14 protein-coding genes, 1 tRNA gene and 1 pseudogene are annotated in these 24999 nt (G+C 57.1%); 7 read left to right on the forward strand and 9 right to left on the reverse strand.

Annotated features, from left to right (window positions below):
• Window positions 1-24 precede the first annotated feature (24 nt).
• From B5F38_RS07175 to B5F38_RS07210, 9 genes and pseudogenes are all read right to left on the reverse strand, one after another.
• Window positions 25-921, reverse strand: a complete 897-nt coding sequence (locus B5F38_RS07175) for a diaminopimelate dehydrogenase (RefSeq protein ID WP_087408604.1) — start codon at window positions 919-921, stop codon at window positions 25-27.
• A gap of 894 nt (window positions 922-1815) precedes the next feature.
• Window positions 1816-3024: a hypothetical protein gene (locus B5F38_RS07180; RefSeq protein WP_087408605.1), complete on the reverse strand. Its 1209-nt coding sequence runs from the start codon at window positions 3022-3024 to the stop codon at window positions 1816-1818.
• Window positions 3025-3210: 186 nt separating this feature from the next.
• A pseudogene (locus B5F38_RS14590) lies at window positions 3211-3303 on the reverse strand (type I restriction endonuclease subunit M); the annotation flags it as partial.
• A gap of 149 nt (window positions 3304-3452) precedes the next feature.
• Entirely contained in the window at window positions 3453-4370 is a 918-nt protein-coding gene (locus B5F38_RS07185) for a glycerophosphodiester phosphodiesterase family protein (protein ID WP_087408606.1), read from the reverse strand.
• A gap of 85 nt (window positions 4371-4455) precedes the next feature.
• Window positions 4456-4529: transfer RNA gene (locus B5F38_RS07190), tRNA-Ala, on the reverse strand.
• A 218-nt stretch (window positions 4530-4747) separates the two neighbouring features.
• Window positions 4748-7846 (reverse strand): glycoside hydrolase family 2 TIM barrel-domain containing protein, encoded by a 3099-nt coding sequence (locus B5F38_RS07195; RefSeq protein WP_087408607.1) that lies wholly within the window; start codon window positions 7844-7846, stop codon window positions 4748-4750.
• 47 nt (window positions 7847-7893) lie between these two features.
• Complete coding sequence (locus tag B5F38_RS07200; protein WP_087408665.1) at window positions 7894-9435, reverse strand: arylsulfatase; 1542 nt, start codon at window positions 9433-9435, stop codon at window positions 7894-7896.
• Between the two features lie 127 nt (window positions 9436-9562).
• Window positions 9563-11875, reverse strand: a complete 2313-nt coding sequence (locus B5F38_RS07205; RefSeq protein WP_087408608.1) for a glycoside hydrolase family 20 protein — start codon at window positions 11873-11875, stop codon at window positions 9563-9565.
• 14 nt (window positions 11876-11889) lie between these two features.
• Window positions 11890-13464, reverse strand: coding sequence for a sulfatase (locus B5F38_RS07210; protein WP_087408609.1), 1575 nt, complete (start codon window positions 13462-13464; stop codon window positions 11890-11892).
• Between the two features lie 66 nt (window positions 13465-13530).
• On the opposite strand from B5F38_RS07210, the gene B5F38_RS07215 reads away from it, so the two are divergent.
• The 7 genes from B5F38_RS07215 to B5F38_RS07245 all read left to right on the forward strand — a co-directional run bounded on the left by B5F38_RS07215 (window position 13531) and on the right by B5F38_RS07245 (window position 24940).
• Window positions 13531-13926, forward strand: a complete 396-nt coding sequence (locus B5F38_RS07215) for a DUF4286 family protein (protein WP_241147825.1) — start codon at window positions 13531-13533, stop codon at window positions 13924-13926.
• Window positions 13927-14514, forward strand: a complete 588-nt coding sequence (gene ruvC, locus B5F38_RS07220) for a crossover junction endodeoxyribonuclease RuvC (RefSeq protein WP_087408611.1) — start codon at window positions 13927-13929, stop codon at window positions 14512-14514.
• A 239-nt stretch (window positions 14515-14753) separates the two neighbouring features.
• On the forward strand, window positions 14754-18440 hold the full coding sequence (metH, locus tag B5F38_RS07225; RefSeq protein WP_087408612.1) for a methionine synthase: 3687 nt from the start codon (window positions 14754-14756) through the stop codon (window positions 18438-18440).
• A 174-nt stretch (window positions 18441-18614) separates the two neighbouring features.
• The gene (locus B5F38_RS07230; RefSeq protein WP_087408613.1) at window positions 18615-19733 is read left to right on the forward strand and encodes a hypothetical protein; all 1119 of its coding nucleotides are present in this window, start codon (window positions 18615-18617) and stop codon (window positions 19731-19733) included.
• A gap of 23 nt (window positions 19734-19756) precedes the next feature.
• Window positions 19757-20266 (forward strand): thiol peroxidase, encoded by a 510-nt coding sequence (gene tpx, locus B5F38_RS07235; RefSeq protein WP_087408614.1) that lies wholly within the window; start codon window positions 19757-19759, stop codon window positions 20264-20266.
• A gap of 298 nt (window positions 20267-20564) precedes the next feature.
• Entirely contained in the window at window positions 20565-22850 is a 2286-nt protein-coding gene (locus tag B5F38_RS07240) for a choice-of-anchor J domain-containing protein (protein ID WP_143240930.1), read from the forward strand.
• Window positions 22847-24940 (forward strand): choice-of-anchor J domain-containing protein, encoded by a 2094-nt coding sequence (locus B5F38_RS07245; RefSeq protein WP_087408616.1) that lies wholly within the window; start codon window positions 22847-22849, stop codon window positions 24938-24940. Before B5F38_RS07240 ends, B5F38_RS07245 begins: the two co-directional genes overlap by 4 nt.
• The last annotated feature ends 59 nt before the right edge of the window (window positions 24941-24999 follow it).

Genomic DNA, 24999 nt, shown 5'->3' on the forward strand with positions numbered 1-24999 from the left:
TTCCGCCCCGATTCTTTCGTCACATCATACCAACCGGCGCACCAGCTCGTCGCGGTCGCCATAGAGCAAATCGATCATCGGTATCTCGATAAGCGTGTAGCAACCAGGGCGCTGCAACATGGCGGCACGGGCCGTACCCACCAGAATCTGCGCCGTCAGGGCCGGGTTGTTGATGCTCATGTCGAACTCGAAACGCTGGTTCTGCGTCTTGCCCGAAACACCCTTGCGCACCATGTTCACACCGTGGCCCATATCCTTGAGGGCATCGACACTCTCGACCTGCATCACGTGCGTCTCGTCGTGAGCAAAGTAGTCGTCGCTCTTGATGGCACGGGCCACCTCGTCAAACTGGTAACCCTCCTCGAGTTCGATGTAGACCATGCGGCGATGGATGCCCGTACCCAGGGGGATAGTCATCGACAGGGCAGCCTTCACGCCGGCAATCGCCTTCACGGCCACCGTGTGACCCATGCTCATGCCGGGGCCGAAGTTGGTATAGGTAACCCCCTTGGGCGCACAAGCCTCCATGAGGGCACGCACCACCGAGTCGGTACCCGGGTCCCAGCCGGCCGAAATGATGGCCACCGAGTCGTGAGCCTTGGCCTGGGCGTCGAGCGTCTTGCGCAAGTCGCCTATCTGGGTGTGAATATCGAAACTGTCGACCGTGCGGATACCCTTCTCGAGAGCCTTCAGGGCATAATGCTCCACCTCGCGGGTAGGCGTGCAGAGGATAGCCACATCCACCCCCTCCAGTTCGTCGAGCGACGTCACCACCCGATAGTCCGCCAACTCCCGGGGAATATCGGTTACCCTACGACGTACCACACCCGCAATCTCAAAGTCGGGTGCCACCTGCAAGGCCTCCAATACAAAGTGGCCTATATTGCCATAACCTACTATGGCAGCTCTGATTTTCTTCATATCTCGTTCTTTTTTTAATTTTCGAGGCGTAAAGATAGTAAAAGGTGAGCGGAGAGGCAAACCGAAAACACAGTTTTCAAGGTTAATTATCCCGAACCGACTCCTATCTTATTTAAAGATAGCAAAAAGTGAGAGAAGAATAAAAACCTCCTCCCCCTGTTTCAGCTATTTTTAACCAGCTACAAATACACTCCGCCAGATTCAATGCTGAACCGTTACGGTCCAACCCGCCCCCTCGACCTCCAGACAAAAGGTGCACGACCGGTCTCCGTCGTCGGCAAGCCGAAAACTCCAGCACCGACCTTCGACGGTAATCTGCCACGATGTAATCTCGAGACTACGGCTTGCCTCCCATCCGGCAGACCAAGGCAGCACCACACTCCACAACCAGCACCCCAAAGCCGAAAACAATTTACACGCTACGATACTCGTCATACCTCATCCCTATCGTTATGCCGCCGACGCTCCGGCAGCGGTTATACAAAAAGGGCGTAAGCTGCATCGTCCATCCGTTTTCAAGGCTCTGGTAAACCCACACACAAGACAAACGACAAGCTCACGCCCGTTGTATAACAAGCGTGAGCGTCCAGTTGTCATTATCTCTGTGTGTTAAGAATTTACCAGATTCTGAAAACGAGATAATTTCCGAACGCTTTTTACGTTTCCCTCAAAAATTCAGCCGTAAAGTTATCACTTTTTTTCGGTTGCACCTCATGTAAAACGAGAAACATGATGCCCGACATACTTCAAAAAAAACATACAAGAGTCCCTCCATACTGTCTGCCAATCGAAAATCCAGATGGAGACCCTGCGAAAAAGGGCTGTATCGTACATTACGACACAGCCCCAAGGAATTGAGGGCAAGACCCTCTTCTGAAATTTATGGAATTAAAGCTATTCCCTATTAGCCATCTCGGTCATCTTGTTGAGTATGCTAACATATCTTTTCTGTTGTTTCGGAGTCAGTTCGTCATTTACCCCAGACAGTTTCTCAGAGAGTTCAGTCGCCTTTTGGGCTATCTTTGCATACGACACAGCTGCTGACAAATCTCCCGAGGCCGCCTTTTTGACCGCAGCCACATATTCGTCGACACACTCTTCGTAGAGATCGAGTACGGCATCCCAATCACCATCTGCCGGAATATCCAAAGAAGCCGATTCGGTCTTTTTGGGCCGCCATACCTCTTCTGGTTCTCCAAAGATATATGATATGTTTTCTGCCTTGTCGAGAATTCTGCGAGAGTACTTGTAACGGAATTTGAAATCGTCAACTGGTCCCCAACAGTCGTAACATCCATCCCGGCAATATCTTTCAAGAAGGAACATGATTATAAGATCTCCAACCTTCATTTTTTTCACGTTCATTCCCAGAAAGTTCTCTGTGCCCATCACAAGTGGATATTCCCCACCTCCATATTTTATTGTTCCATTTTCTATTTCCAGATAGTTATATTCCTCATAACTAATTCTATAGTCATATACGGCAGTGTAATATCCTTGCGCAAGGTCTTTCATCCCGGCCTTTCTGAATCGGGCAGTACGATTGGGTGCTATGGATATTTCGTAGACTTTCGTCGAATCGTCACAGTGAAAAAACAGAGGATTGTCAATAAGACCTTCTCCATAAATCAGTCCATCCTTTTGACTCGATTCTATAAAGTTCGAACCTTTAATATTGTATGGGATAATCTGTTCTCTATTCCGGTTGAACTTGAATATGGTATTGACCGTAGACGAATCGGCATTGATAAGCCAGGTATTGGATGGAATCTTATCGAGTTCTGCACCATTATCGTTGATCATCGATGTCCAGGCTGACTCGTAACGAGGATTATCTTCAATATAGACAACCGCGTTGCTGAAGATTTCGTATTTCTCTTTTTTGAAATTTTTCCCGGCTGTCGCGATTATGGAGTCAGCCTTGTTCTTGATGTCCATAAGAGCCTGATACCTTACGAACGGCGTGGCTATCGAATCATAAACCGAGAGTAAACTATCGGTTTCACGATTGACACGTGCAGCCTCTTCGGCAGGATCAAGAGGTTTGCATGAGACTGCCAACAAGGCCATTACACCGATTGCTATCCAATTTTTTGTTTTCATAGTAACTGTTTTTTTAATTTTTGTTAGCAAATATAATGAACGGCTTGGCTCCACCAATAGCCCTTTTTGGTCCTTTTGACAGAACAAGTATAGAGACGAAAAGGAAGAATTGAGAAGATTTGCTCCGATTAACCTCAATGTATATCTGATTTTATGAATCCCCCCTTTTTAGTGCACCTTCTAATTGTACTCCGACGCGTCGATATTGCCGCGCATCTTGTCGGCTGCCTTCCAAATCTCCTTCTCAAAGCCTATATCGGCTGTATTCATTGCTGCCATAGATACTCACAAATGGGATATTTGGAGTAAAGGTAACAACTTTTACAAAAAAAATACCATTTACGGGAGAAATTAGACGCCTCGTCCCAGATGAAACGGCTTTGCTCCCCCGCGGCATATGCCGCGGGCAAAATGCGATGCCACGGCCCTCACTCGTGCAGGCCCCGGCGGCGCAGGTAGTCGAGCAGGAAGGCGGGGCGGTCGGTCTGCAAGATGCGGCAGCCCAGCGAGTCGACAAGGCAGCCATACTCCCGGTCGGGTGCCGAAAGCGCACGGTCATCGTCGTGTCCGCCAGCGAGGGTGTCCCACAAGAGGTTGTACCAGATGAGCGACTTGCCTCGGAGCGAACGGGCCAGCTGACGGGGCAGCGGATTGTCGTCACGGGCATACAGCAGTTCGAATGCGGCCGGCTGCATGGCGCGGACAAACGCTTCTACCTGCTCCCGGGCTCCCGGTTTGTCGAGGTTGACCACCGGCATATAGATGACCCGGTCGAGGTATTTGCCGTAGAGGGCTCTGACTTCGGCGGCGGGACGGCTCCCCTTCATCACAATCTGGCGGGTGGTTCCTGTCTTTTCGAGCAGCTCGTACACCTGGTCGAAGTAGCGGTCGGCCTTGTCGAGGTTGATCATGACTTTTCCCCGGGCCAGCCGCAAGGCCTCCTCGAGGGTGGGTACCCGGTGACGGGTCCTGATGCCGCACCCGTTTTTCAGGTACAGGGTGCGTATCGAGTCGAGCGTCCACTCCCCTACCTTGCCTCTGCCGGTTGTGGTGCGGTCGAGCGTGTCGTCGTGCATCAAAATCAACTTGCCGTCGCGGGTGCGCTGCAAATCGAGTTCGACCATGTCGACCCCCATATCGATGGCGCTCTGTATCGCCGCCAGGGAGTTCTCGGGGAAGTTGCGCCAGTCGGCCCGATGAGCAACCACGATTACCGACGACAGTTCGCGGTCCAACAACCGCTCCCGTATCTGTTCGGCCCGCTCTTGCGCCCAAGCCGACACGGCCAGCAGCCACAATGTGGCCACGGCCCATAACCTCAAATGTTTTACACTGTTGATTTTCATTATCTTACCTTTTTATGCCAATAAAAAAAGTTCCTCGATACGAGAAACTCACCCAATGATATGTTTTGAAAGATAGATAATGAAGTGGAGTATAGCGGACTCGAACCGCTCACCTCGACACTGCCAGTGTCGCGCTCTAGCCAGATGAGCTAATACCCCTCGTGCTGATTTGCGCTGCAAAGATAAGCGCTTTTTTCGAACCGTGCAAAGATATTTTCAACTTTTTTCTGCATTTAAAATCGAGCGCCTCATCTTCAAAGAGTTATATCCCGAAAAAAAATAGACCATAGAAAAAAGCGGAGCGAATGTAGTGAACATCCGCCCCGCTCGCAAGGAGATGAAATCTTTTACGTTTCTCTCTTATTCTTGCTTTTATGCTATTTTGTCACCGGGACAAAGGTGAAATCGAACCGATAGGTGTCGAGCGGCAACCGGTAGGCGGGCAATATGCCGGGGCCACAGGTGGCGGTACCTACCCCGGTTTGGGCAGCATCGAGGTGAACAGTGACCGTACCGTCGGCATGCAACTCGTTTACGTGGGTGGCGGCATCGATGCAGGCATCGGTGTAGGGCGTGGCGCTGAACTGGAAGGGTGCATCGGCCGTGACTCTCCAGCCGTTACCGGCCTCGCTGCCGAAGGTTGCCCAACGGGTATCGGTGCGATTGCCGGTAGCCTGGGGCACTACATAGCAGTGGAACATTGCGTCGGGGCTGGTCTCGTAAAGGGCTATCTTGCCGGCGAGGCGGTCGACGTAGGTCTCCATATCGCCCCGGCCCAGATAGGTTACCCGACGGCAGTTCCCGGCCGGCATCCCGAAGGTGAGGCCCACGCGGGGCAACGACTTCACCACCGTGGTGTCGGGGGTGAATGTGGTGTGTACCGTCAACACGCCCTTACGGTCGAAGGCGTAGGTGAGTGTGCCCTCTCCTATCGATTGGCCCTGCGCATTGGTGAGCGCAATGGCCACCTCGCATCCGTTCTTGCCCGGCTCGATCGAGGTGACCCGCTGCGATACCGACGAGAGGCCGGCCTTCGCCCACAACTGGCCGCTGGTCTTGTCCTTCTTGTCGTTCTCGGTCAAGGGACGGTAAAGCGAGAGCACCAGGGGCGAGGCTATCATCTCGGCGCCGTTGTAGCGATAGGAGGTCAGGGCGCCGGTCTCGGGCGATACGGAAGCCGATACCCGGTCGTTGCTCCAGGTGTAGCCGTCGCGTTTCAGCGACCGGCCCGAAGGCAGATCGATTTTGGCCTCGTAGCGCGGATTGGCCTCGAGCACGAACTGGTCGTAGGCCACCTCGTCGGTCGTCTGGACAAAAGCCGTAGCGTGGTTGGGGGTCCAACTGAGGTTGAGGTAGGCCTCTCGGGCGTCGCGGGGCAGTGCCACACGACCCAAGGCGACATCGACCGTCTGGTGCGGAGCGCAGGCAACCACCTGCTCGCCCCGGGCCACGACGGTACCGTTGTCGGCCGTCACGTTCCAGTGCAGGGTATAGGCGTCGAGGTCGGTAAAGTCGTGCCAGTTTTTCACCGTGACGGTGAGGTTGTCGGCATCGGTGAGGGTCGACTTGATATATTGGTAAACATGCTTGACGGCATGGAGATGGGGGTGCGGCTCGCGGGCGGCATTGACCAGACCGTTGCAGCAGAAGCTGCCGAACGAAGGTATCCCCTCGGGACCGTAGTCACCGCCGTAGCTCCAGTACCAGCGGCCGTTGGCATCGACCTCGCGGAACGACTGGTCTACCCAGTCCCAGATGCAACCGCCCTGAGCCATCGGCTCCGACTCGAACACCTTCCAGTAGTCCTGCAGACCGCCCTCGCTGTTGCCCATGGCGTGGGCATACTCACAGAGGATGAAGGGGCGGTAGATGTCGGGCTGGGCCAGATAGGCCTTTATCTCGTCGATGCTGCGGTACATGCGGCAATAGATGTCGGTATTGAAATTCTGCTCGGCGCGCTCGTACTGCACGGGGCGGTTGGTCTCGACCGACTTGAGCCAGCGGTAGGTGTGCTCGAAGTTGACCCCGTTGCCGGCCTCGTTGCCCAGCGACCAGATGGAGATCGAAGGGTGGTTCTTGCTACGCTCGTACATGCGCCGCGTGCGGTCCATGTGAGCCTTGAGCCAGGTGGTATCCTTGGCCAGCGTAGCCGGGCCGTACCCCATGCCGTGCGACTCGATGTTGGCCTCGTCGATGACATAGAGTCCGTAGCGGTCGCACAGGTAGTACCAATAGGGATTGTTGGGATAGTGGGCGCAACGCACCGTATTGATGTTGTTCTGCTTCATCAGTTGTATATCTTTCAGCATCAGCTCCTTACTCACGGTGCGGCCGCGGTCGGAGAACTCGTGGCGGTTCACCCCCTTGACCAGGACGGGCACCCCGTTGATGCAGAAGCGGCCCTCCTTGATTTCCGAGGTCTTGAAGCCCACCGGGCAACCGGTCGTCTCGACCACCCGTCCGGCCTCGTCCTTCAGATTCACAACCAACGTATAGAGATAGGGCTGCTCGGCGCTCCAGGGGTGAGCATCGGGTATCACCTGCTCGAAGCTCACGATACTGTCGGCCGACACCTCGCGGGTATCGCGCACCACCAGCCGGTTGTCGGCATCGTACAACTCGTAGGCCACGGTAGGCTTTTCAATCCCGCCGACTCCGCCCACATGCACGGCCAGCGACAACTCGCCATCCCGGTAGTCCTGCCGGTCGAGCGGCGACACCACCTTGTAGTCGGCAATATACTGCTGCGGCGTGCTGTACAGATAGACATCGCGCTCGATGCCGCTCAACCGCCACATATCCTGACACTCGAGATACGAACCCGCACTCCAGCGATAGACCTCGACGGCCAGCACGTTTTCGCCCGGTTTCACGCGGTCGGTCACATCCCACTCGGCCGGGGTCTTGGAGTCCTGGTTGTAGCCCAGCAGCTCGCCGTTGAGCCACACGTAGTAGAACGACGCGGCCCCCTCGAAACAGAGCACGATGCGACGCCCGGCCCACGAGTCGGGCACGGTGAAGGTGCGGCGATACGAGCCCACCTCGTTTTCGGCGTAAGGCACCAGGGGCGGATTTTTCTTGAAATTGAACATGGGGTCGTCGAACTCGTACGACTCGTTCACATAGATGGCCGTACCGTATCCCTGACGCTCCCAGTTGCCGGGCACCTCTATCTCGTTCCAGTTGCCCACGTAGTAGTCGGGGCGGTAGAAGTCGACCGGCCGCGTGTCGGGGTTGCGCACCCAGTTGAACCGCCAGGCTCCGTTCAGACTCATGTAGTAGGGCGACGACTCACAGGCCTGCTCGCGAATAGCCTCGACATCGCCCGCCGCATAAGGCCACACATAGGCATGCGGGGTCAGTTTGTTCAGTCCCGTGGCATATTGGCTTTGCCACTCGGGCTGGTTCTGTTGAGCCTGCATGGTCGCTGCCGTCAGGCAAGCGAGGCAGAGGCCCGTCCATATTGTTCTCTTCATCGTTTCAAAAAAGTATAGATTTCAAAAAAAGTTACCTTCACACATCCTCACTCCAGCGGGAGCCCTACCCGACCGTCCTTGATTTCGGCCAGCTTGCGGGCCAGTTCCTCGACAACGGCCGGATATTGGGCAGCCACGTTTTTCGTCTCGCCCTTATCGCTGCGCATGTCGTAAAGCTGAGGGTCGGGGCTGTTACCGGTCTCGATACCCACGTTGCTGTTGTAGGGGCTACCCTCGCCCGGTTCGAGGTATTTCCAGTCGGCGGTAATAATCGAGAGGTTGTTCTGGGCATTCTGCTCGACCAGCGAGCTGCGCCCTTGACGGTCTTTGCCCAGCCAGGCATCGAGCCAGTTCTCGCTGTCGGGAGCAGCTCCGGCAGGCATCGACACCCCCAGCAGCGAGGCCAGCGAAGCCATCCAGTCGAGCTGACAAACCAGCGCGTCGGAGACCGCCGGTTGCACACGACCGGTCCAGCGAAGAATGCACGGCACGCGGGTACCGGCCTCGTACAGGCTGTATTTGCCTCCGCGGAAGGGTCCGCCCGGCTTGTGGTTGCCCAGCAGCTCGACCGCCTGGTCACGATAACCGTCGTCTACCACCGGCCCGTTGTCGCTCGAGAGAATCACAATCGTATTCTCGTCGAGCCCCAGCCGCTTCAGCGCAGCCATCACCTCGCCCACGCTCCAGTCGAACTGCAGCAGCACGTCGCCTCGCGGTCCCATACCCGACTTGCCGGCAAAACGGGGGCCAGGCACCCGGGGCACATGAGCATCCTGCGTGGCAAAGTAGAGGAAGAAGGGCTCGTTCTTGTGCTGCTCGATGAAGTCGATGGCCTTGGCCGTCAACTCATCGGCAATCCGGTCGTCTTTCCACAGGGCCGACTTGCCCCCCTTCATAAACCCGATGCGCGAAATGCCGTTCACAATACTCTGGTTGTGACCGTGCGAAGGGAGCATGGTGAGCAACTCGGGGTTGTTCTTGCCCGTAGGTTCGCCAGGAAAATTTTTCTGATAGCTGACGTAGATGGGGTCGTCGGGGTCGAGATTCGCTACCCGCCCGTTCTCCACAAACACGCAGGGCACGCGGTCGCCCGTGGCCGCCATGATGTAGGAGTAGTCGAACCCGATGTCCGACAGGTTGGGCGAAATGAGCCCGTTCCAGTCTTGCGTCCCCTTCTTGTCGCCCAACCCCAGATGCCACTTGCCTATGGCACCGGTCGTGTAACCAGCCTCGTGAAACATGTCGGCCAGGGTGTAACGGTCGGGGCGTATGATCATACCGGCATCGCCATCGGCAATGCCCGTGCCCTGCCGACGCCAGGCATACTCGCCGGTGAGCATGGCATAGCGGGCCGGCGTACTGGTGGCCGCCGCACTATGGGCATTGGTAAAGCGCACCCCCTCGGCGGCCAGTTGTTCGACGTGGGGCGTGCTGATGGTCTTGGCGCCGTTGCAACTCAAGTCGCCATAGCCGATGTCATCGGCATAAATGAATATGACGTTGGGCGTTTGCGACTCCCGCTCGGCGGCATGGCTCGCGAAAGGAAGCGGCAGAGCCATCAAAGGTAATATCAAAGGTATCGATTTCATCTCTTTCTCTGTTTTGTGTATCGTATGGATGGCACCCTTGCCCCGCATAGAGCAGGGTGCGGTAAAAGTCAAAAAAAATTGTTCTTCGGGAAGCCGTATCAGGGCTATCCCCTGGGCTGTCGGGCGACTATTGCACCATCACCTCGTCGAAGTACATCCAGACCTTCTGCCCTTCGCGCACATCGCCGGCCGGACAGAGACCCGGATTCACCACCTCGAACTTCAGATAACGGGCTTTCACCCCGAGGTTGTCGAAACGGGCATCCTCGATAGCCATGCGGTTCTCGAAAATCTCCTCCCGGGAATAGCGAATCTCGCCCACCGGGCGGTAGTTCTTCTTGTCGTTCGAAACCGACAGCCTGATTACGGCAGGCTTGTGAACCGCCATGCCCGAGTTGGTGATGCAGCCGAGAGTCACCTCGCTCACCGGGGTCTTCTTTCCCAGGTCAATCACAAACGTGGCATCCTGGTCGTACCAGCCCACCCACTCCGAATCGGTATGGCGCAAACTGCCCCGCACACCGTTAGTGAGTACACCGGCACTCCCGTTGTTGGCTATCTCCCGTTTGCCCGTAGCCAGATTCCACTGCATATCCAGGGTGAGGGTCTTCCCCATCTGCACACCTTGTGCAAAGGTAGCCGCCCGAACACAGGTGGAGGCATCGACCGTAAACGGTTTTTCGTATAGCGGCGACGTGGCCACCGGCTCCGTGCCGTCGCAGGTGTAGCGTATCTCCACATCGGGGCGGATGCACGAGAGGTCTACCCGCAGTCTCTTCTTCTCGGGGGTAACCCGGTGGTCGATGTTGTACATCGAGCGGGCGCAAGTCACGCCCAATGCCTCGAGGTGAGGCAACACCCGGTCGAGCCGGGCGAGGAATCCGGGCCAATCCTTCGTGCCCTTTTGAGTCCAGGCCACATCGGCCAAGGCCAGCAACCGGGGGAAAAGCAGATACTCCACATCGGCCGGCGAGTTGCAGAACTCGGTCCACATCGAAGCCTGTACCCCCATCAGCAGCGATTCGTAGGCCGGTTTCCAATCCTGCTGCACCGGCTCATACTGGTAGACATCCTTCAGGGTATTGTTGCCGAAATAGGTAAACGGCTCGAACCACTGGGGTCCCTGATAACGAATGAGGTAAAGCACCCGGGCCGGAGTCATCACAAACCGATGCCCCTGTTCGGCCGCCTTGAGAGCCGCCTTGCCCAAACCTTGCCAACCGTAGATGATGGCCCCCTCGGGCAGGGTACTGTTGGTGAGCTCGTCCCAGCCCATCACCTCCTTGCCCTTGCTGCGCACATAGTCGCACATGCGGGTCATAAAGTAACTTTGCAGCTCCTCGATATGGTCGATGTGCTCGGCCTTCATGCGGGCCTGGCACAACGGGCATCGTGCCCAGTTTACCTTCGAAGCCTCGTCGCCACCCAGGTGTATGTATTTCGAGGGGAAGAGTTCGACAATCTCGTCGATGACATCCTCGAGAAACGAAAACACGCTGTCGTTGCCGGCACAATAGACAATCTCGGAGTTCTTCCCGCCAATGCCCGGCAACACCCCGATAAAGCGGTCCTCCACGGGGCAGGCCAACTGCGGATAGGCAGCCAGCGACGAATTGGTGTGGGCCGGCATCTCAATCTCGGGGATTACCTCGATCTGACGTTCGGCCGCATAGCGCACAATCTCCCGAATATCGTCCTGCGTATAGTATCCGCCCTCGGTAGCCTCCTCGCCCCGCTCCTGGTTGCGGCGGTTGGGAAAGAGCTCGTCGCGCTTCACGCGCCAGGCTCCCACCTGCGTGAGGCGGGGGTACTTCTTAATCTCGATGCGCCAGCCGTTGTCGTCGACCAGATGCAAGTGCAGCTTGTTGATTTTCAGCATCGAGGACGCCTCGATAATCTGCAACAAATCTTTTTTGGGCATAAAGTAGCGCGACACGTCAATCATCAGCCCCCGATATCCGAACCGCGGAGCGTCGTCGATCGTCATCGCCGGCACCCGGCAAAGGTTACGCGCCACAGGCTCCACCCCCTCGATGGCGGGCGGGAGCAACTGACGCAACGTCTGCAAGGCATAGAAGAAACCGGCATCGCCCGACGCCTTTATCGTCATCCGCCCGGCAGACACCTCGAGCCGATAAGCCTCGGGGGGCATCGAGGGCACCGTCGTCAGCCGCACATCGGGCTCGGGAGCTCCTACCTCGATGGCCGGCAGAAAACCGGCCGTGCGGCCCAAGCGGTCGACAAAAGTCGAGACCATCTGCAACTGCGACTCACACTCCACCCCGATTGTTGTCGAGGGGGTAAAGTAGAAATAGCCGCTGTCTACGCTGCATGTCATCGGCGCCGGTATCACCGGCAACGCCTCGGCCCCGACCGACTCGCCCGCCCATACCGGCAGGCTCAACCCCAGAGCGCAAGCAATCCATAGTTTTATTTTCATGGCTCTCCCCTCGTTTATTCGTTAATGGGAAACTCGTTCAAGATCGGGTCGTCGTATTGTATTTGCAGCCGCTTCAGCTCCTTCTTCAGGTCACGGGTAATCTCCTCGGTACCCTCCTGCCCGTAGATGTTGTGCATCTCGCAAGGGTCGTTCTTCAAGTCGTAGAGCTCCCACACGTCGATGTCGTTGTAGAAGTGGATGAGCTTGTAGCGATCGGTGCGTACGCCGTAGTGGCGCTTCACCATGTGCTCGGCAGGGAACTCGTAGAAGTGGTAGTACATCGAGGTACGCCAGTCGGCCGGCGACTCGCCCTGCAACAGCGGAACCAGCGACTCGCCCTGCATGTCGTCGGGCACGGTAACCCCGGCCAGTTCGAGGAAGGTGGGCGCATAGTCGATATTCTGCACCATCTGAGGAATGTCGCCCCGTTTGTCGAGCCCCTTGGGCAGGTGCATGATGAGCGGCGTGTGCATCGACTCTTCATACATGAAGCGCTTGTCGAACCAGCCGTGCTCGCCCATGTAGAAACCCTGGTCAGAGGTATAGACCACGAGCGTATTGTCGAGCAGCCCCTCTTTCTCGAGGTAATCGAGCACCCGGCCCACATTGTCGTCGAGCGACTTCACCGTCTTGGCATAGTCGCGCATGTAGCGCTGGTATTTCCAGTGCACCAGCTCCTCGCCCTGCAGGTTGTCCTTGTAGAACTTGTCGATAATGGGATTATAGAAGTTGTCCCAGGCAGCCTTCTGGGCCGAATCCATACGTCCGTAAAAAGACTCATACAGCGATTTCAGTCGGCTATCCTTATCGGCGCGCAACATCTTCAGGTCGTAAATCAGGTCCATGTCCTTGGCGATGCTCATCTCTTGAGCCGCAGCGGCCAGACGGCCCTCATACGTATCGTTGAAGGTCTCGGGATAAGGGAACTCACGGTCTTCGTACAGCGTGAGGTTGCAGGTATCGGCCATCCAGTTGCGATGAATCGCCTTGTGGTGGATAAAGAGGCAGAAAGGTTTCGACTTGTCGCGCTTGTTTTGCAGCCAGTCGAGACTCTCGTCGGTAATGATGTTGGTCACATAGCCGTGCTTGCGCACCGTATCGTTGTTCTGTGTAATGAAATCGGGGTTGTAATAGTCGCCCTGTCCCGGCAGAATCTCCCAGAAATCGAAGCCCGTAGGCAACGACTCGAGGTGCCATTTGCCCACGATAGCCGTCTGGTAACCGGCCTGCCGCAACAGTTTGGGCATGGTTTGCTGCGAGCTGTCGAACCGGCAGGTGGTATTGTCGGTAAAACCGTTTTTATGACTGAACTTGCCGGTAATCATGCAAGCCCGGCTGGGACCGCTCAGCGAGTTGGTCACGAAGCTGTTGGTAAACCGCACGCCGTCGCGGGCGATGCGGTCGAGATTGGGAGTCTCGATATAGCGGGTATCATAGCAACTCATCATTTGAGCCGTATGGTCGTCGGTCATAATATAGATGATATTGGGGCGTAGCGCCTCCCTCTTGGTGTTCTGGCACGAAGCCAAACTACCCACTACCGCAAAAGAGGCTACGGCATAAAGCCAGTTGGAGTCAATCGATTTCATAAGGATTAAAGCACTTATAGGTTGGACAAATAACAGATTCTACAAATATATAAATAGAAAAGCACAATGACAAATGAGACATCCATCTCCATACGACTTTCGCAAAATCTTCTTACCTTTGTAACTGATATAACCGTTCAAAAACCGTTCGAGATGATTATCTTCAACACCACCTATCATGCCGACAATGCTCGCAAAGACGAGTTTATCGACTGGCTGAAAGAGTCGTATATCCCTACCGTCGTGGAGCACGGCCTGCTGCGGGAGCCGCAACTGACCCGCATCTTTGCCGATAACGAAGACGAAGGCACCAGCCTCTCGCTCCAGTTCAAATCGCCCGATACCGAATCGCTGGAACGCTGGCACGAAGAGTGCGGCGAGGCGCTGCTTGCCGAGATGCAAAAACGGTTTGGCGATCAGGTTTTGGGATTCAGCACCTTGCTCGAAGTAATCGACTTGTAAATGACACCCGAGAACGACCGAGTAATCATAGGCATCGACCCCGGCACCAACGTGATGGGCTACGGCATCTTGCGCGTGGTCAAGAACAAGCCCGAGGTGGTGGCGCTGGGGGTGATTCAGCTCAACAAGTTCGAGAGCCACTACCTGCGTTTGCGGCGCATCTTCGACCGGGTGCTGGGCCTCATCGAGCAATATCTGCCCGACGAGATGGCCATCGAGGCTCCCTTCTTCGGCAAGAACGTGCAGTCGATGCTCAAACTGGGCCGCGCCCAGGGGGTAGCCATGGCGGCCGCCCTCTCGCGCGATATTCCCATCACCGAATATGCCCCCCTGAAAATAAAGATGTCGATTACCGGCAACGGCGGTGCCTCGAAAGAGCAGGTGGCCGCCATGCTGCAACGCATCCTCCACATCCCCGATGAGAACATGCTGCCCCAGCTCGATGCTACCGACGGTCTGGCGGCCGCCCTCTGCCACTTCTACCAGACCAACCGGCCTCAGGTGCCCAAGAGCTACAACAGCTGGAAGGACTTCATCAGCAAGAACCCCGACAAGGTCTCGAACGGGAAACCTTCGCCCAAGAAATAGCGTCCGACCCGCGTCGCATCAGCTCCCGCCCCGGTCCTCAGCTACATATTATCTCCATTATTGGCAGAATATTTGTTTGTTTCCTCTGCTCTGTCGGGCGAAAAACAGAATATTTCACCACATCACCCACCCCAAAGAAGAGATTATTTCGAGAGGCCAAACGATAATTAGCGTTACCTTTGTACACGGGGATTTCCAATCCTGCCCTTTTTTGTATTCACGCCATACCTCTACATGATATGACTACTCTGAAACAACTACTCGACCAACGCATTCTCGTGCTCGACGGAGCCATGGGAACCATGATACAACGCTACGGACTCGGCGAACGGGAGTTCCGGGGCGAACGCTTTGCCCACACCGGTGTGGAGCTGAAGGGCAACAACGACCTGCTATGTCTCACCGCCCCGCACATCATCGACGAAATACACCGGGCCTACCTCGAGGCCGGGGCCGACATTATCGAGACCAACAGCTTCAATGCCAACGCCATATCGATGGCCGACTATCGGCTCGAAGGGGCCGTGCGCGAAATCAACCTCGCCGCCGCCCGTCTGGCCCGCCAAGCGGCCGACGACTACTCGACTGCCGAGAAACCGCGCTTCGTAGCGGGGTCGGTAGGACCTACGAACAAGAGCTGCTCCATGTCGCCCGACGTGGAGAATCCCGCCCTGCGCAGCCTCCATTTCGACACCCTTGCCGCAGCCTATCGCGAACAGATGGAGGCGCTCGTCGAGGGAGGCGTAGACCTGCTGCTCGTCGAGACCATCTTCGACACCCTCAATGCCAAAGCCGCCCTGTGGGCTGCGCGGCAGGCCATGGAGTCGGCGGGTCGCGAGGTGCCCGTGGTGCTCTCGGTCACCGTTACCGAAAGCGGCCGCACCCTCTCGGGGCAAACCATCGAGGCGTTCCTCACCTCGGTATCGCACGCCTCCCTGCTGGCCGTGGGACTCAACTGCTCGTTCGGGGCCCGCGACATGAAGCCCTGGCTGCAACGCCTGGCGGCCATGGCCCCCTGCTACGTGAGCGCCTATCCCAACGCGGGACTGCCCAACCAGTTGGGCGAATACGACGAAACACCCCAGTCGATGGCCGTACAAATCAAAGAGTTTATCGACGAGGGGCTGGTCAACATCGTGGGCGGTTGCTGCGGAACCACCCCCGAACACATTGCGGCCTATCGCGAACTCGTGGCTGGGGCTGCGCCCCGTCGTCCGGCTTCCCGCGACCATAGGCTGCACTTGAGCGGACTCGACGACCTGGTAGTCTCGCGCGAGACCAACTTCGTAAACATCGGCGAGCGATGCAACGTAGCCGGCTCGCGCAAATTCCTGCGGCTCATTCACGAAAAGAACTACGCCGAGGCGCTCGACATCGCCCGCCAGCAGGTCGAGGCGGGAGCACAGGTCATCGACATCAACATGGACGACGCCATGCTCGACGCCCGCGACGAGATGGTCAACTTCCTGAACCTCATCGTCTCCGACCCCGACATCTACCGGGTACCCGTCATGATCGACTCGTCGAAATGGGAGGTCATCTCGGCGGCTCTCAAATGCCTGCAAGGCAAGGCGATTGTCAACTCCATCAGCCTCAAGGAGGGTGAAGAGCTCTTTCTGCAACACGCCCGCGAAATCAAACGGATGGGGGCGGCTGTGGTGGTGATGGCCTTCGACGAACAGGGGCAGGCCGATACCTATGAACGCAAAATCGAGGTCTGCGCCCGAGCCTACCGGCTGCTCACCGAGGTAGCAGGCATGGCTCCCTGCGACATCATCTTCGACCCCAACGTGCTGGCCATAGCCACCGGCATCGAGAGCCACGACAACTACGCCGTCGACTTCATCCGCGCTACGGCCTGGATTCACCAGCACCTGCCCGAGGCCAAGGTGAGCGGCGGGGTGAGCAACCTCTCCTTCTCCTTCCGGGGCAACAACTACATACGCGAGGCGATGCACGCCGTCTTCCTCTACCACGCCATTGCCCAAGGGCTCGACATGGCCATCGTCAACCCGGCCACCTCGGTGACCTACGACGACCTGCCCGCCGAGACCCTCACACTCATCGAGGATGTGGTGCTGAACCGCCGTCCCGATGCGACCGAACGGCTCATCGACTTTGCCGCCCGGCACCGGGAGGAGGCCGAAAAACCGAATCGGACCGAACCGCAGGAACGCACAAGTGTACCCGTAGCCGACCGGCTGCGGCAGGCGCTTGTCAAAGGGTTGTCGACCCACCTCGAGAGCGACCTGGCCGAAGCGGTGGCCCAATACGGGTCGGCCATCGCCGTCATCGAACAGCCCCTCATGGAGGGGATGAACCGCGTGGGCCAGCTCTTTGGCGAGGGAAAGATGTTCCTGCCCCAGGTGGTCAAGAGTGCCCGCACCATGAAGCAGGCCGTGGCCATCCTGCAACCCCTCATCGAACAGGAGAATGCCCGCACGGGCGAGACGGCGAAACGGGGCAAATTCATCATCGCCACCGTCAAGGGCGACGTGCACGACATCGGCAAAAACATCGTCGGCGTCATCCTCGCCTGCAACAACTTCGAGGTGATAGACCTGGGCGTAATGGTCCCGGCCGAACGCATTGTCGAACGAGCCATTGCCGAAAAGGCCGACTTCGTAGGGCTGAGCGGACTCATCACCCCCTCGCTCGAGGAGATGGGACACGTGGTGGCCGAGATGGAGAAGGCCGGCTTGCGCACCCCGGTCATCATCGGTGGGGCCACCACCTCGCGACTGCATACCGCCGTGAAGATAGCCCCCCGGTATAGCGGACCCGTCGTCCACGCCGGCGACGCCTCGCAAAATCCGCTCATCGCCGCACAACTGCTCAACCCGCAGACCCGCCAGAGCTTCATCGTCTCGCTGCAAGCCGAGCAGGAGGCTCTGCGCCGTTCGCAGAAACCGGCCGACACCCTGCCCCTGGCCGAGGCCGAACAGCGGGCTCCCCGCATCGACTGGGCCCACTACGTTGCGCCGTGTCCCCGGGAGTTGGGCCGCCACACGATTGCCCCCACCATCACCGAGATTCGCCCCTACATCAACTGGCGGGCCTTCTTTGCCGTGTGGAAGATAGGAGCACAATATGCCGCCATAGCTGACATGCGGGGCTGCGACCACTGCCGGGCCGCCTGGCTCGCCGCATTCCCCACGGCCGAGCGGGCCAAAGCCACCGAAGCAATGCAACTCTACAAGGAGGCCAACCGACTGCTCGACACCCTCGAACGCGAAAACAACGATTCGCCCCGAGGGGTCTATCTGCTGACCGAGGCATCGAGTCGCGACAACCTCATACGCCTGCATCTGCCCGAGGGCGACCTGCTCGAAATTCCCTGCCTGCGCCAACAGGTACGCAAGCCCGAAGCCGATGCCTGCTACTATGCCCTGAGCGACTTTGTACGCCCCGAGCAGACCGGAGCCCCCGACTATGCCGGACTCTTTGCCGTCACGGCCGGCGGCGACATACAGCGACGCATCGAACGGCTGCGCCTCGCCGGCGACGACTACAACGCCCTGCTGTTGCAATCGCTGGCCGACCGCCTGGCCGAAGCCGCTTCGGAGTGGTTGCACCTGAAGGTGCGACGCGAACTGTGGGGATATGCTCCCGACGAACCTGCTCTCGGTCTGCCGGCTCTCCTGGCCGGAAACTACCGCGGCATACGCCCGGCCGCAGGCTACCCCTCGCTGCCCGACCACTCGCTCTTCTTCGACTGGGACCGGGCGCTCGACCTCGGAGAGATAGAGATTACCCTCACCGAAAACGGGGCCATGTATCCCAACGCCTCGACCGCCGGGCTCTACCTGGCTCACCCCGATGCCCGCTATTTCCACATCGGCCACATCGCCCCCGACCAGCGCGAGCGGTATGCCCGTCAGCGGGGTCTCTCGCTCGAGGCCACAACCAAATGGCTCTCGGTATGATTCGTAATTTTTAACCCACACAGAGAATTAACAAATCTCATCGAACCAACCACCCGTTGCGATTGTTATAGCCGGGACAGACCAATCATCATCACGACTATGACACACCATCGCCTTCGGGTCCTCCTCCTTGCACTGTCGGCGGGCATCGCGCTTGCTCAGGCTCAGGCGGATATGGACAACCTAATCGCCCGGCTCGACACGACGTCGAACTACCAGAGCTCGTTTACCTACCGGGTGACGCTGCCCATCACCGACTCTGAAATCGAATACCGCGCCCGACTCGACTACCGCAGGGAGCCGGCCGATACCTTGTGCGGGTACAGTTACCTCATTGATTACAAGGCCGAGAACGACACCTGCCACTATCGCAACTTTGCGGCGTATGCCTCGGGTCACTGCTTTCGATTCGACCGCAACCGGCTGCGGGAGTATCACCACGACGAAAACCCCGAGCCCTTTGTTCCACGGGGCCGCAATCTCGGGGTGCACCACTCGGGGTTGTTTGCCGAACTCTTCCCGGCTGAGATGGCCCGGCAACTGAACGAATTTCGGGCGAAACCCGACTGCCGGGTGCTCTTCTTCCCTGACACGACGGTGCAGGGAGAGCCGTGCCACGCCATTCTGGTAGCCGACTCGATGCGGGGCGAGGTGGCCCGCACCATACTCTATACCTTCGACCCCACTACCGGACTGCCTCTCTACCGCGAGACCGAGAACAATCCCGGCCATCTGGGTTCGCAAACGGTTGTGGTGAGGTATGGCCCGAGCCGTACCGATACCCGTTTCTCTCCCGACCACTTCGGCGAAGAGCATCTGCTACACGCCTACAACGAGGTGTTCCACCTCTTTCGCGAAGGGAGCTATGCCGCCAGCGACCGCGTGGGACAACAGGCTCCCCAGTTCGACCTGCCCTGGGGCGGGCGCCGTTTCACCTCCGACCACCTGAAAGGGCAGGAGGCCTTGCTTTTATTCCTCGACTCTAAAGGAGAGTTTTGCACCCCGGTGCGACAAACAGCCGAATCTCTGTCGTTACAAGAGGGGCTTACCCCCGTATTTCTCTACGAAGAGAGGCAACCCGAGACGACCCCCAATCCGGCCGGAGCCATCGTACTGGAGCACGCGGCAAACACCGCTACCGCCTACGGTGTGACCGGCTGCCCCACCCTCTTTCTGCTCGATCCCGAGGGGAGAATCCGCTGGGTAAAGATAGGCTATACCCCCTCGCTGGCCGAGGAGCTGGAACTGGCCATCCGACAGATGCGCCACCCGTCGAAACAACCTCCACATTAAAAATCATTTATACATTCACTACAATGGAAACAACAGCATTCAAAGGCACCCCCGTACATACCTACGGCAAACTGCCTCAAGTCGGGAGCATCGCTCCCCAGTTCACCCTCACCCGCGGCGACCTGACCGAACTGCGCAGCGAAGAGCTAAAGGGACGACGCATCGTCCTGAACATCTTCCCCAGCCTCGACACCGCCGTCTGCGCCACCTCGGTGCGCAAGTTCAACCAACTGGCAGCCTCGCTCGACAATACCACCGTCGTAGCCGTGTCGAAAGACCTGCCCTTTGCCCAGTCGCGATTCTGCACGACCGAGGGCATCGAGAACCTCATCGCCGCCTCGGCCTTCCGCTCGCCCGAATTTGGCAGGGAATATGGTGTCGAGATGGTCAACGGTCCCCTGGCCTGCCTGCTGGCCCGAGCCGTAGTGGTTATCGACGAAACCGGCCGGGTAATCTACGAGGAACTCGTGCCCGAAATCACCCACGAACCCAACTACGAGGCGGCCATCAACGCGCTGAAACAGGAGTGGTAACACGACACTCGTACCATCCGACAAACTCAAGAATCGCCTTTCCCGACTGGTGTGGAGAGGCGATTCCCTTTTAAACACATCACCATCAAAAAGCAAGAAAATCTATCATATTTATTACAAACTATTCCACATTTTATCAAAAAACATTACTTTTACACATCAAATCATCACATTGAATAGACATTTTATAATTTTAACACACAACATTATGCCTAAAAAATTCAAACTTTTAGCAGTGCTAGCTGCATTGTGGTGTCTGATACTTCCGGCACCGGCAGTCACATCGCACCATGCCGTTGTGAAACAAAATGCACAAACGACTATCCAGAAACCACGCGAAGTAAAGGCCCACTTCAAGCATCGAAGTGTCAACACCATTCGAGGCAACCGGGCAACAGCGCCAAACAACATTGCCTCCACCGCCTTTTCACTCAAAAAGATACCCGCCGCACAGACGGTAACGATGCCCAACCTCATCGGGTCGGTAGTCCAGAGCAACGCAGGTCTCGACGTGGGCATCTACTCGATACAAGCAAACGGGCTGACCGCCATCAAAACCGACTATACCCTGAATGCGAGCAATGGCGGTGCCGCCCTGGACGGCAAATACATCTGCTGCTTCATGGACCAGTACATGGGGCAGGTATACGGCGCATACTACCGGCTGTTCGACATAGATGACTGGTCGCTGCTCGAACAAAACTACCAGGCCGACTTCAACCTGATGGCCGAGTGTATGACCTCCGACGGCAGCGACATATACGGCTGCTTCTACAAACAGGACCTGAGCGGATACGAGTTGGGCAAAATGAGTCTGACTCCCGTGAAACGGACCGGCACCATCTGCTCGCTCGACGAGCCCTATATCGCACTGGCATGCGATGCCAAGGCGCTATACGGAATCTATGGCGACGGACGCCTGGTAGAAATCAATAAAAGTACGGGCGAAGAGACCCCACTCGCCAACACGGGCATCGTGTCGAACTACCTTACTTCAGCTGCCTATGACAGCAAAACGGGGATTCTCTACTACGCATCCTGTACCGACACCGAGACCGCTCTCTACTCGATCGACTTCAACAACGCCTATGCCGTGGCCAAAATCTGCGACTTGCAGGGCGAGGTATGCGGCATGCACCTCATCGCTCCGCTTGCCGAAGATGGCGCACCGGCTGCGGTTACCGACCTGGCCGTATCGTTCACCGACGGCTCTCTGAGCGGAAACGCCACATTCACCATGCCCGTCCAGACGTTTGCCGGCGGCAGCCTCACGGGCGACCTGCCCTACAGCATCCGGGCAAACGACGAAGAGATAGCTCACGGCCAGGCTGCTCCCGGTGCGGCAATCGACGTACCGGTTCAAGTGGCCGAAGCAGGCATGTACAAATTCACCGTGCTTGTGAGCAATAGCGTGGGCGACTCTCCCTCGAGCAACAAAGTGAACCTGTGGGTGGGCCCCGACAAACCATACGCTCCCGCAACCGTGACTATCGCTTACCAAGAGGGTACATTCGACATCAGCTGGGATGCCGTGACCACCTCTGAGAACAACGGCTATTTCGACGCAAGCCGGGTGACCTATACGGTAGTTCGCTACAACAACGGCGTGGAGGAATCGGTCGTTGCCAGCCACATCGCCGCCACACAATGCACCGACGCCGTAGCCGCACCCGAGAAGCTCTCGATATATACCTATAAGGTAGTGGCCGAGTTCGAAGGGGTAACCTCGAACGAGACCAAATCCAATGCCGTAGTAATGGGTAGCATCATGCCGCCATATACCAACGCATTTGCAACCGGCGACGACTTCCTCCCCTTCACCGTTATCGACTCGAACGACGACTTCAACACGTGGGGCTGGAACGAGTCGGGCTGTGCATACATCGGGTACAGCTGGCAGAACGACATGAACGACTGGTTAGTGTCGGCCCCCGTAAAACTGGAAGCAGGCAAAGCCTATCGCCTGGCCATCGATGCACGAGGAGAGGCTAACTACAAAGATCACTTTGAGGTCAAGATGGGAACTCAGGCCAACGTGGATGCCCTGGTAACCGCACTCATCGATACCGTAGAACTGACCGATGCCACCTATCGCACCTACTACGCTGTCATCGCTCCCGAAACAACGGGTACCTACTACATCGGTATCCACTGCTTGTCCAAGATAAACATGGGAGCCATCTACATCGACAACTTCACCATCGAAGCTCCTATCCCCGACACGGCACCGGCCATTGTTGAAAACGTAAAATTCACGGCCCAACCCGACGGATCGGCAGCTATCGACGTCAGCCTCAATGCCCCCGACAAGAACATCGCCGGCAACCAACTCGCCTCCATCACATCCGTAACCGTAACCCGAGACGGCGAAATGGTGAAACAATTCACCAACGTATCACCCGGCGCTCCCCTCTCCTTCAAAGACGAAGTGGGCAAAGAGACAACCGTTCACTACACCATCGTAGCCTCGAACGAATCTGGAGCGGGCATACCCTATGACCAGGATGCCTATGCCGGTCTGAAACTGCCTGCCCCCCTACCGACTGCAAAATCACGGAGAGTGCCACTACTCCCGGAGAGGTGACGGTCACCTGGAATCCCCTGGCACAAGATGTAGACGGCGACTCCATCAACAGCGACCTGATTACTTATACGATGGTCGACATCAACGAGCAGATTGTGGCCACCGGACTCACGGCCGAAGATGCCAGAAAGGGCTGGACTACCACGATTGAAATACCGGCCGATGAGGAACAGGCTCTGGCCATATTCTATATTTTCGCCGAGAACCGTGTCGGCCGCAACCCCGTCAACGGCTACACCTCGATGATACCCGTAGGCGAGGCCTATCAGGTTCCATTCAAGGAGTCGTGTCCCGAGGCACTGCTCCAACATGTGTGGATGAACGAAGGGGCATACTGGAGCACGGCCCAGTCGTGCTACCAGCCGGTGTGCATGCCGCAAGACGATGACCAGGGCATGTTCTACCTCGAGCCCTTCCTGGCCAAGGAGAACAACCTGCTGCTCTCGGGCAAGATTGCAATTCCCGAGAGTGACAAGATAGGGCTGTCGTTCTACTATTGCGGAACGACCGACGACCTGTTTGACCTCGCCCCCACCGTGCGCATTCCCAGTGGCGAAACCTATTATCTGACCGAACCGATACATACCAATTCGGCAGGCACGGGTTGGCAACGCGTATTTGTTTCGCTGGCCCAGTTCAAAGGTCAAACGGTTCAAGTGGGTGTGAATGTAAATGCCCGCTCACAGCAAGACTACTTCCTGCTCGACAACATCGAGGTACGCGAGTTTGCCGGATATGATGTGGTCGTTACAGACTTCACCACTCCCGCAACCATGACTCTGGGCGTCGACAACCAAGTGACAGCCACCATCTCCAACGCCGGTACTTACGAAGCCGACCACATCGTCGTACAACTGCTTGCCAACGACGAGGTAGTCGAGACCGAAACCATCGATCACCTTGCAGTATCGGCCCAGCAGACGGTCGAAATGACGGTATGCCCGCCCGTTACCCAAACCGAAGCAATCAGCTACAAAATACATGCGGCGTTCGATGCTGACGAAGACCTCTCCAACAACGACAGCGAGGCCAAGACGGTAGAATTTACCGCCTCTAATCTCCCGACTGTAACCCTGAATGGAGAGGTAGAGGGCAATCGGGTCACCCTCTCCTGGGAGGCACCCGACACGGAGAGCAAGACCGTGCAGGTAACCGACGACCTGGAAGGGTACGAGTCGTTCTCGATCGGGAAGGCCGGCAACTATACCTTCTACGATATGGACGGCGACGACACATTCGGACTTGAAGGCGGTGTCATGTTCCAGAATCAGGGACAACCCATGTCGTATATTGTATTCGACATTGACGGTATCGACGAAGCAAGCCAATCGATGGTATCAGACTTTGCCCACTCGGGTTCCAAATGCCTGGCAGCCTTCGCCTCGACAACCAAGGCCAACGACGACTGGCTGATTTCGCCCGAGCTCCCCGGCATTCAACAGGTAATCAGTTTCTGGAACCGCTCGGTGAATGTCAACTATGGCTTCGACCAGTTCGAAGTACTCTATTCCACCACGGGCAACACGCCTGCCGACTTCACGAAACTGGGCGATACCTACGCCTCGAATCTGGGGTGGTCTCAAGTAGAAGTAGAACTGCCGGAGGGTACCAAATACTTTGCCATCCGGTACATCTCCTACATGACCCTGGCCTGGCTGGTAGACGACATCAGCTACACATACGGTACCCCCAGCTACACGATTGCAGGTTACAATATCTATCGCGACGGCATCCGACTCAACGATAAGGTATTGACCGAAACCCAGTATGTCGACGACCTCTCCGGCATCCCGTCGGAGACGGGCTCGCACCGCTACCAGGTAACTGCCGTATACGCCGAAGGTGAATCGGGACTTTCGAACGAATACGAAGCAAGCGTATCCTCCGGCATGGAAGGGCTCTCTGCAGACAGCATCTCCATCCGGGTAGAGCACAGAGTGATTCGGGTCGATGGAGCCGACGACATAGCGGTATATGGCATAGACGGCAAGATTTACGGGATTGGGCACGACACGGCATCCATCGCCGTAGAGCCCGGCATCTACGTAGTAAAGGCCGACGGCCAGGTGACCAGAGTCTGCGTGCGCTAATCTCCCCCCACAGACCATAAAAGAGGGCAACCCCAGAGTCTACGACTCAACAGGGTTGC

This window comes from Barnesiella sp. An22 (assembly GCF_002159975.1).
GTDB lineage: Bacteria > Bacteroidota > Bacteroidia > Bacteroidales > Barnesiellaceae > Barnesiella > Barnesiella merdigallinarum.

Coding starts and splice junctions, on each gene's coding strand:
- B5F38_RS07175 (WP_087408604.1), bottom strand. CDS start 921: ATGAAGAAAATCAGAGCTGCCATAGTAGGTTATGGCAATATAGGCCAC.
- B5F38_RS07180 (WP_087408605.1), bottom strand. CDS start 3,024: ATGAAAACAAAAAATTGGATAGCAATCGGTGTAATGGCCTTGTTGGCA.
- B5F38_RS07185 (WP_087408606.1), bottom strand. CDS start 4,370: ATGAAAATCAACAGTGTAAAACATTTGAGGTTATGGGCCGTGGCCACA.
- B5F38_RS07195 (WP_087408607.1), bottom strand. CDS start 7,846: ATGAAGAGAACAATATGGACGGGCCTCTGCCTCGCTTGCCTGACGGCA.
- B5F38_RS07200 (WP_087408665.1), bottom strand. CDS start 9,435: ATGAAATCGATACCTTTGATATTACCTTTGATGGCTCTGCCGCTTCCT.
- B5F38_RS07205 (WP_087408608.1), bottom strand. CDS start 11,875: ATGAAAATAAAACTATGGATTGCTTGCGCTCTGGGGTTGAGCCTGCCG.
- B5F38_RS07210 (WP_087408609.1), bottom strand. CDS start 13,464: ATGAAATCGATTGACTCCAACTGGCTTTATGCCGTAGCCTCTTTTGCG.
- B5F38_RS07215 (WP_241147825.1), top strand. CDS start 13,531: ATGACAAATGAGACATCCATCTCCATACGACTTTCGCAAAATCTTCTT.
- ruvC (WP_087408611.1), top strand. CDS start 13,927: ATGACACCCGAGAACGACCGAGTAATCATAGGCATCGACCCCGGCACC.
- metH (WP_087408612.1), top strand. CDS start 14,754: ATGACTACTCTGAAACAACTACTCGACCAACGCATTCTCGTGCTCGAC.
- B5F38_RS07230 (WP_087408613.1), top strand. CDS start 18,615: ATGGACAACCTAATCGCCCGGCTCGACACGACGTCGAACTACCAGAGC.
- tpx (WP_087408614.1), top strand. CDS start 19,757: ATGGAAACAACAGCATTCAAAGGCACCCCCGTACATACCTACGGCAAA.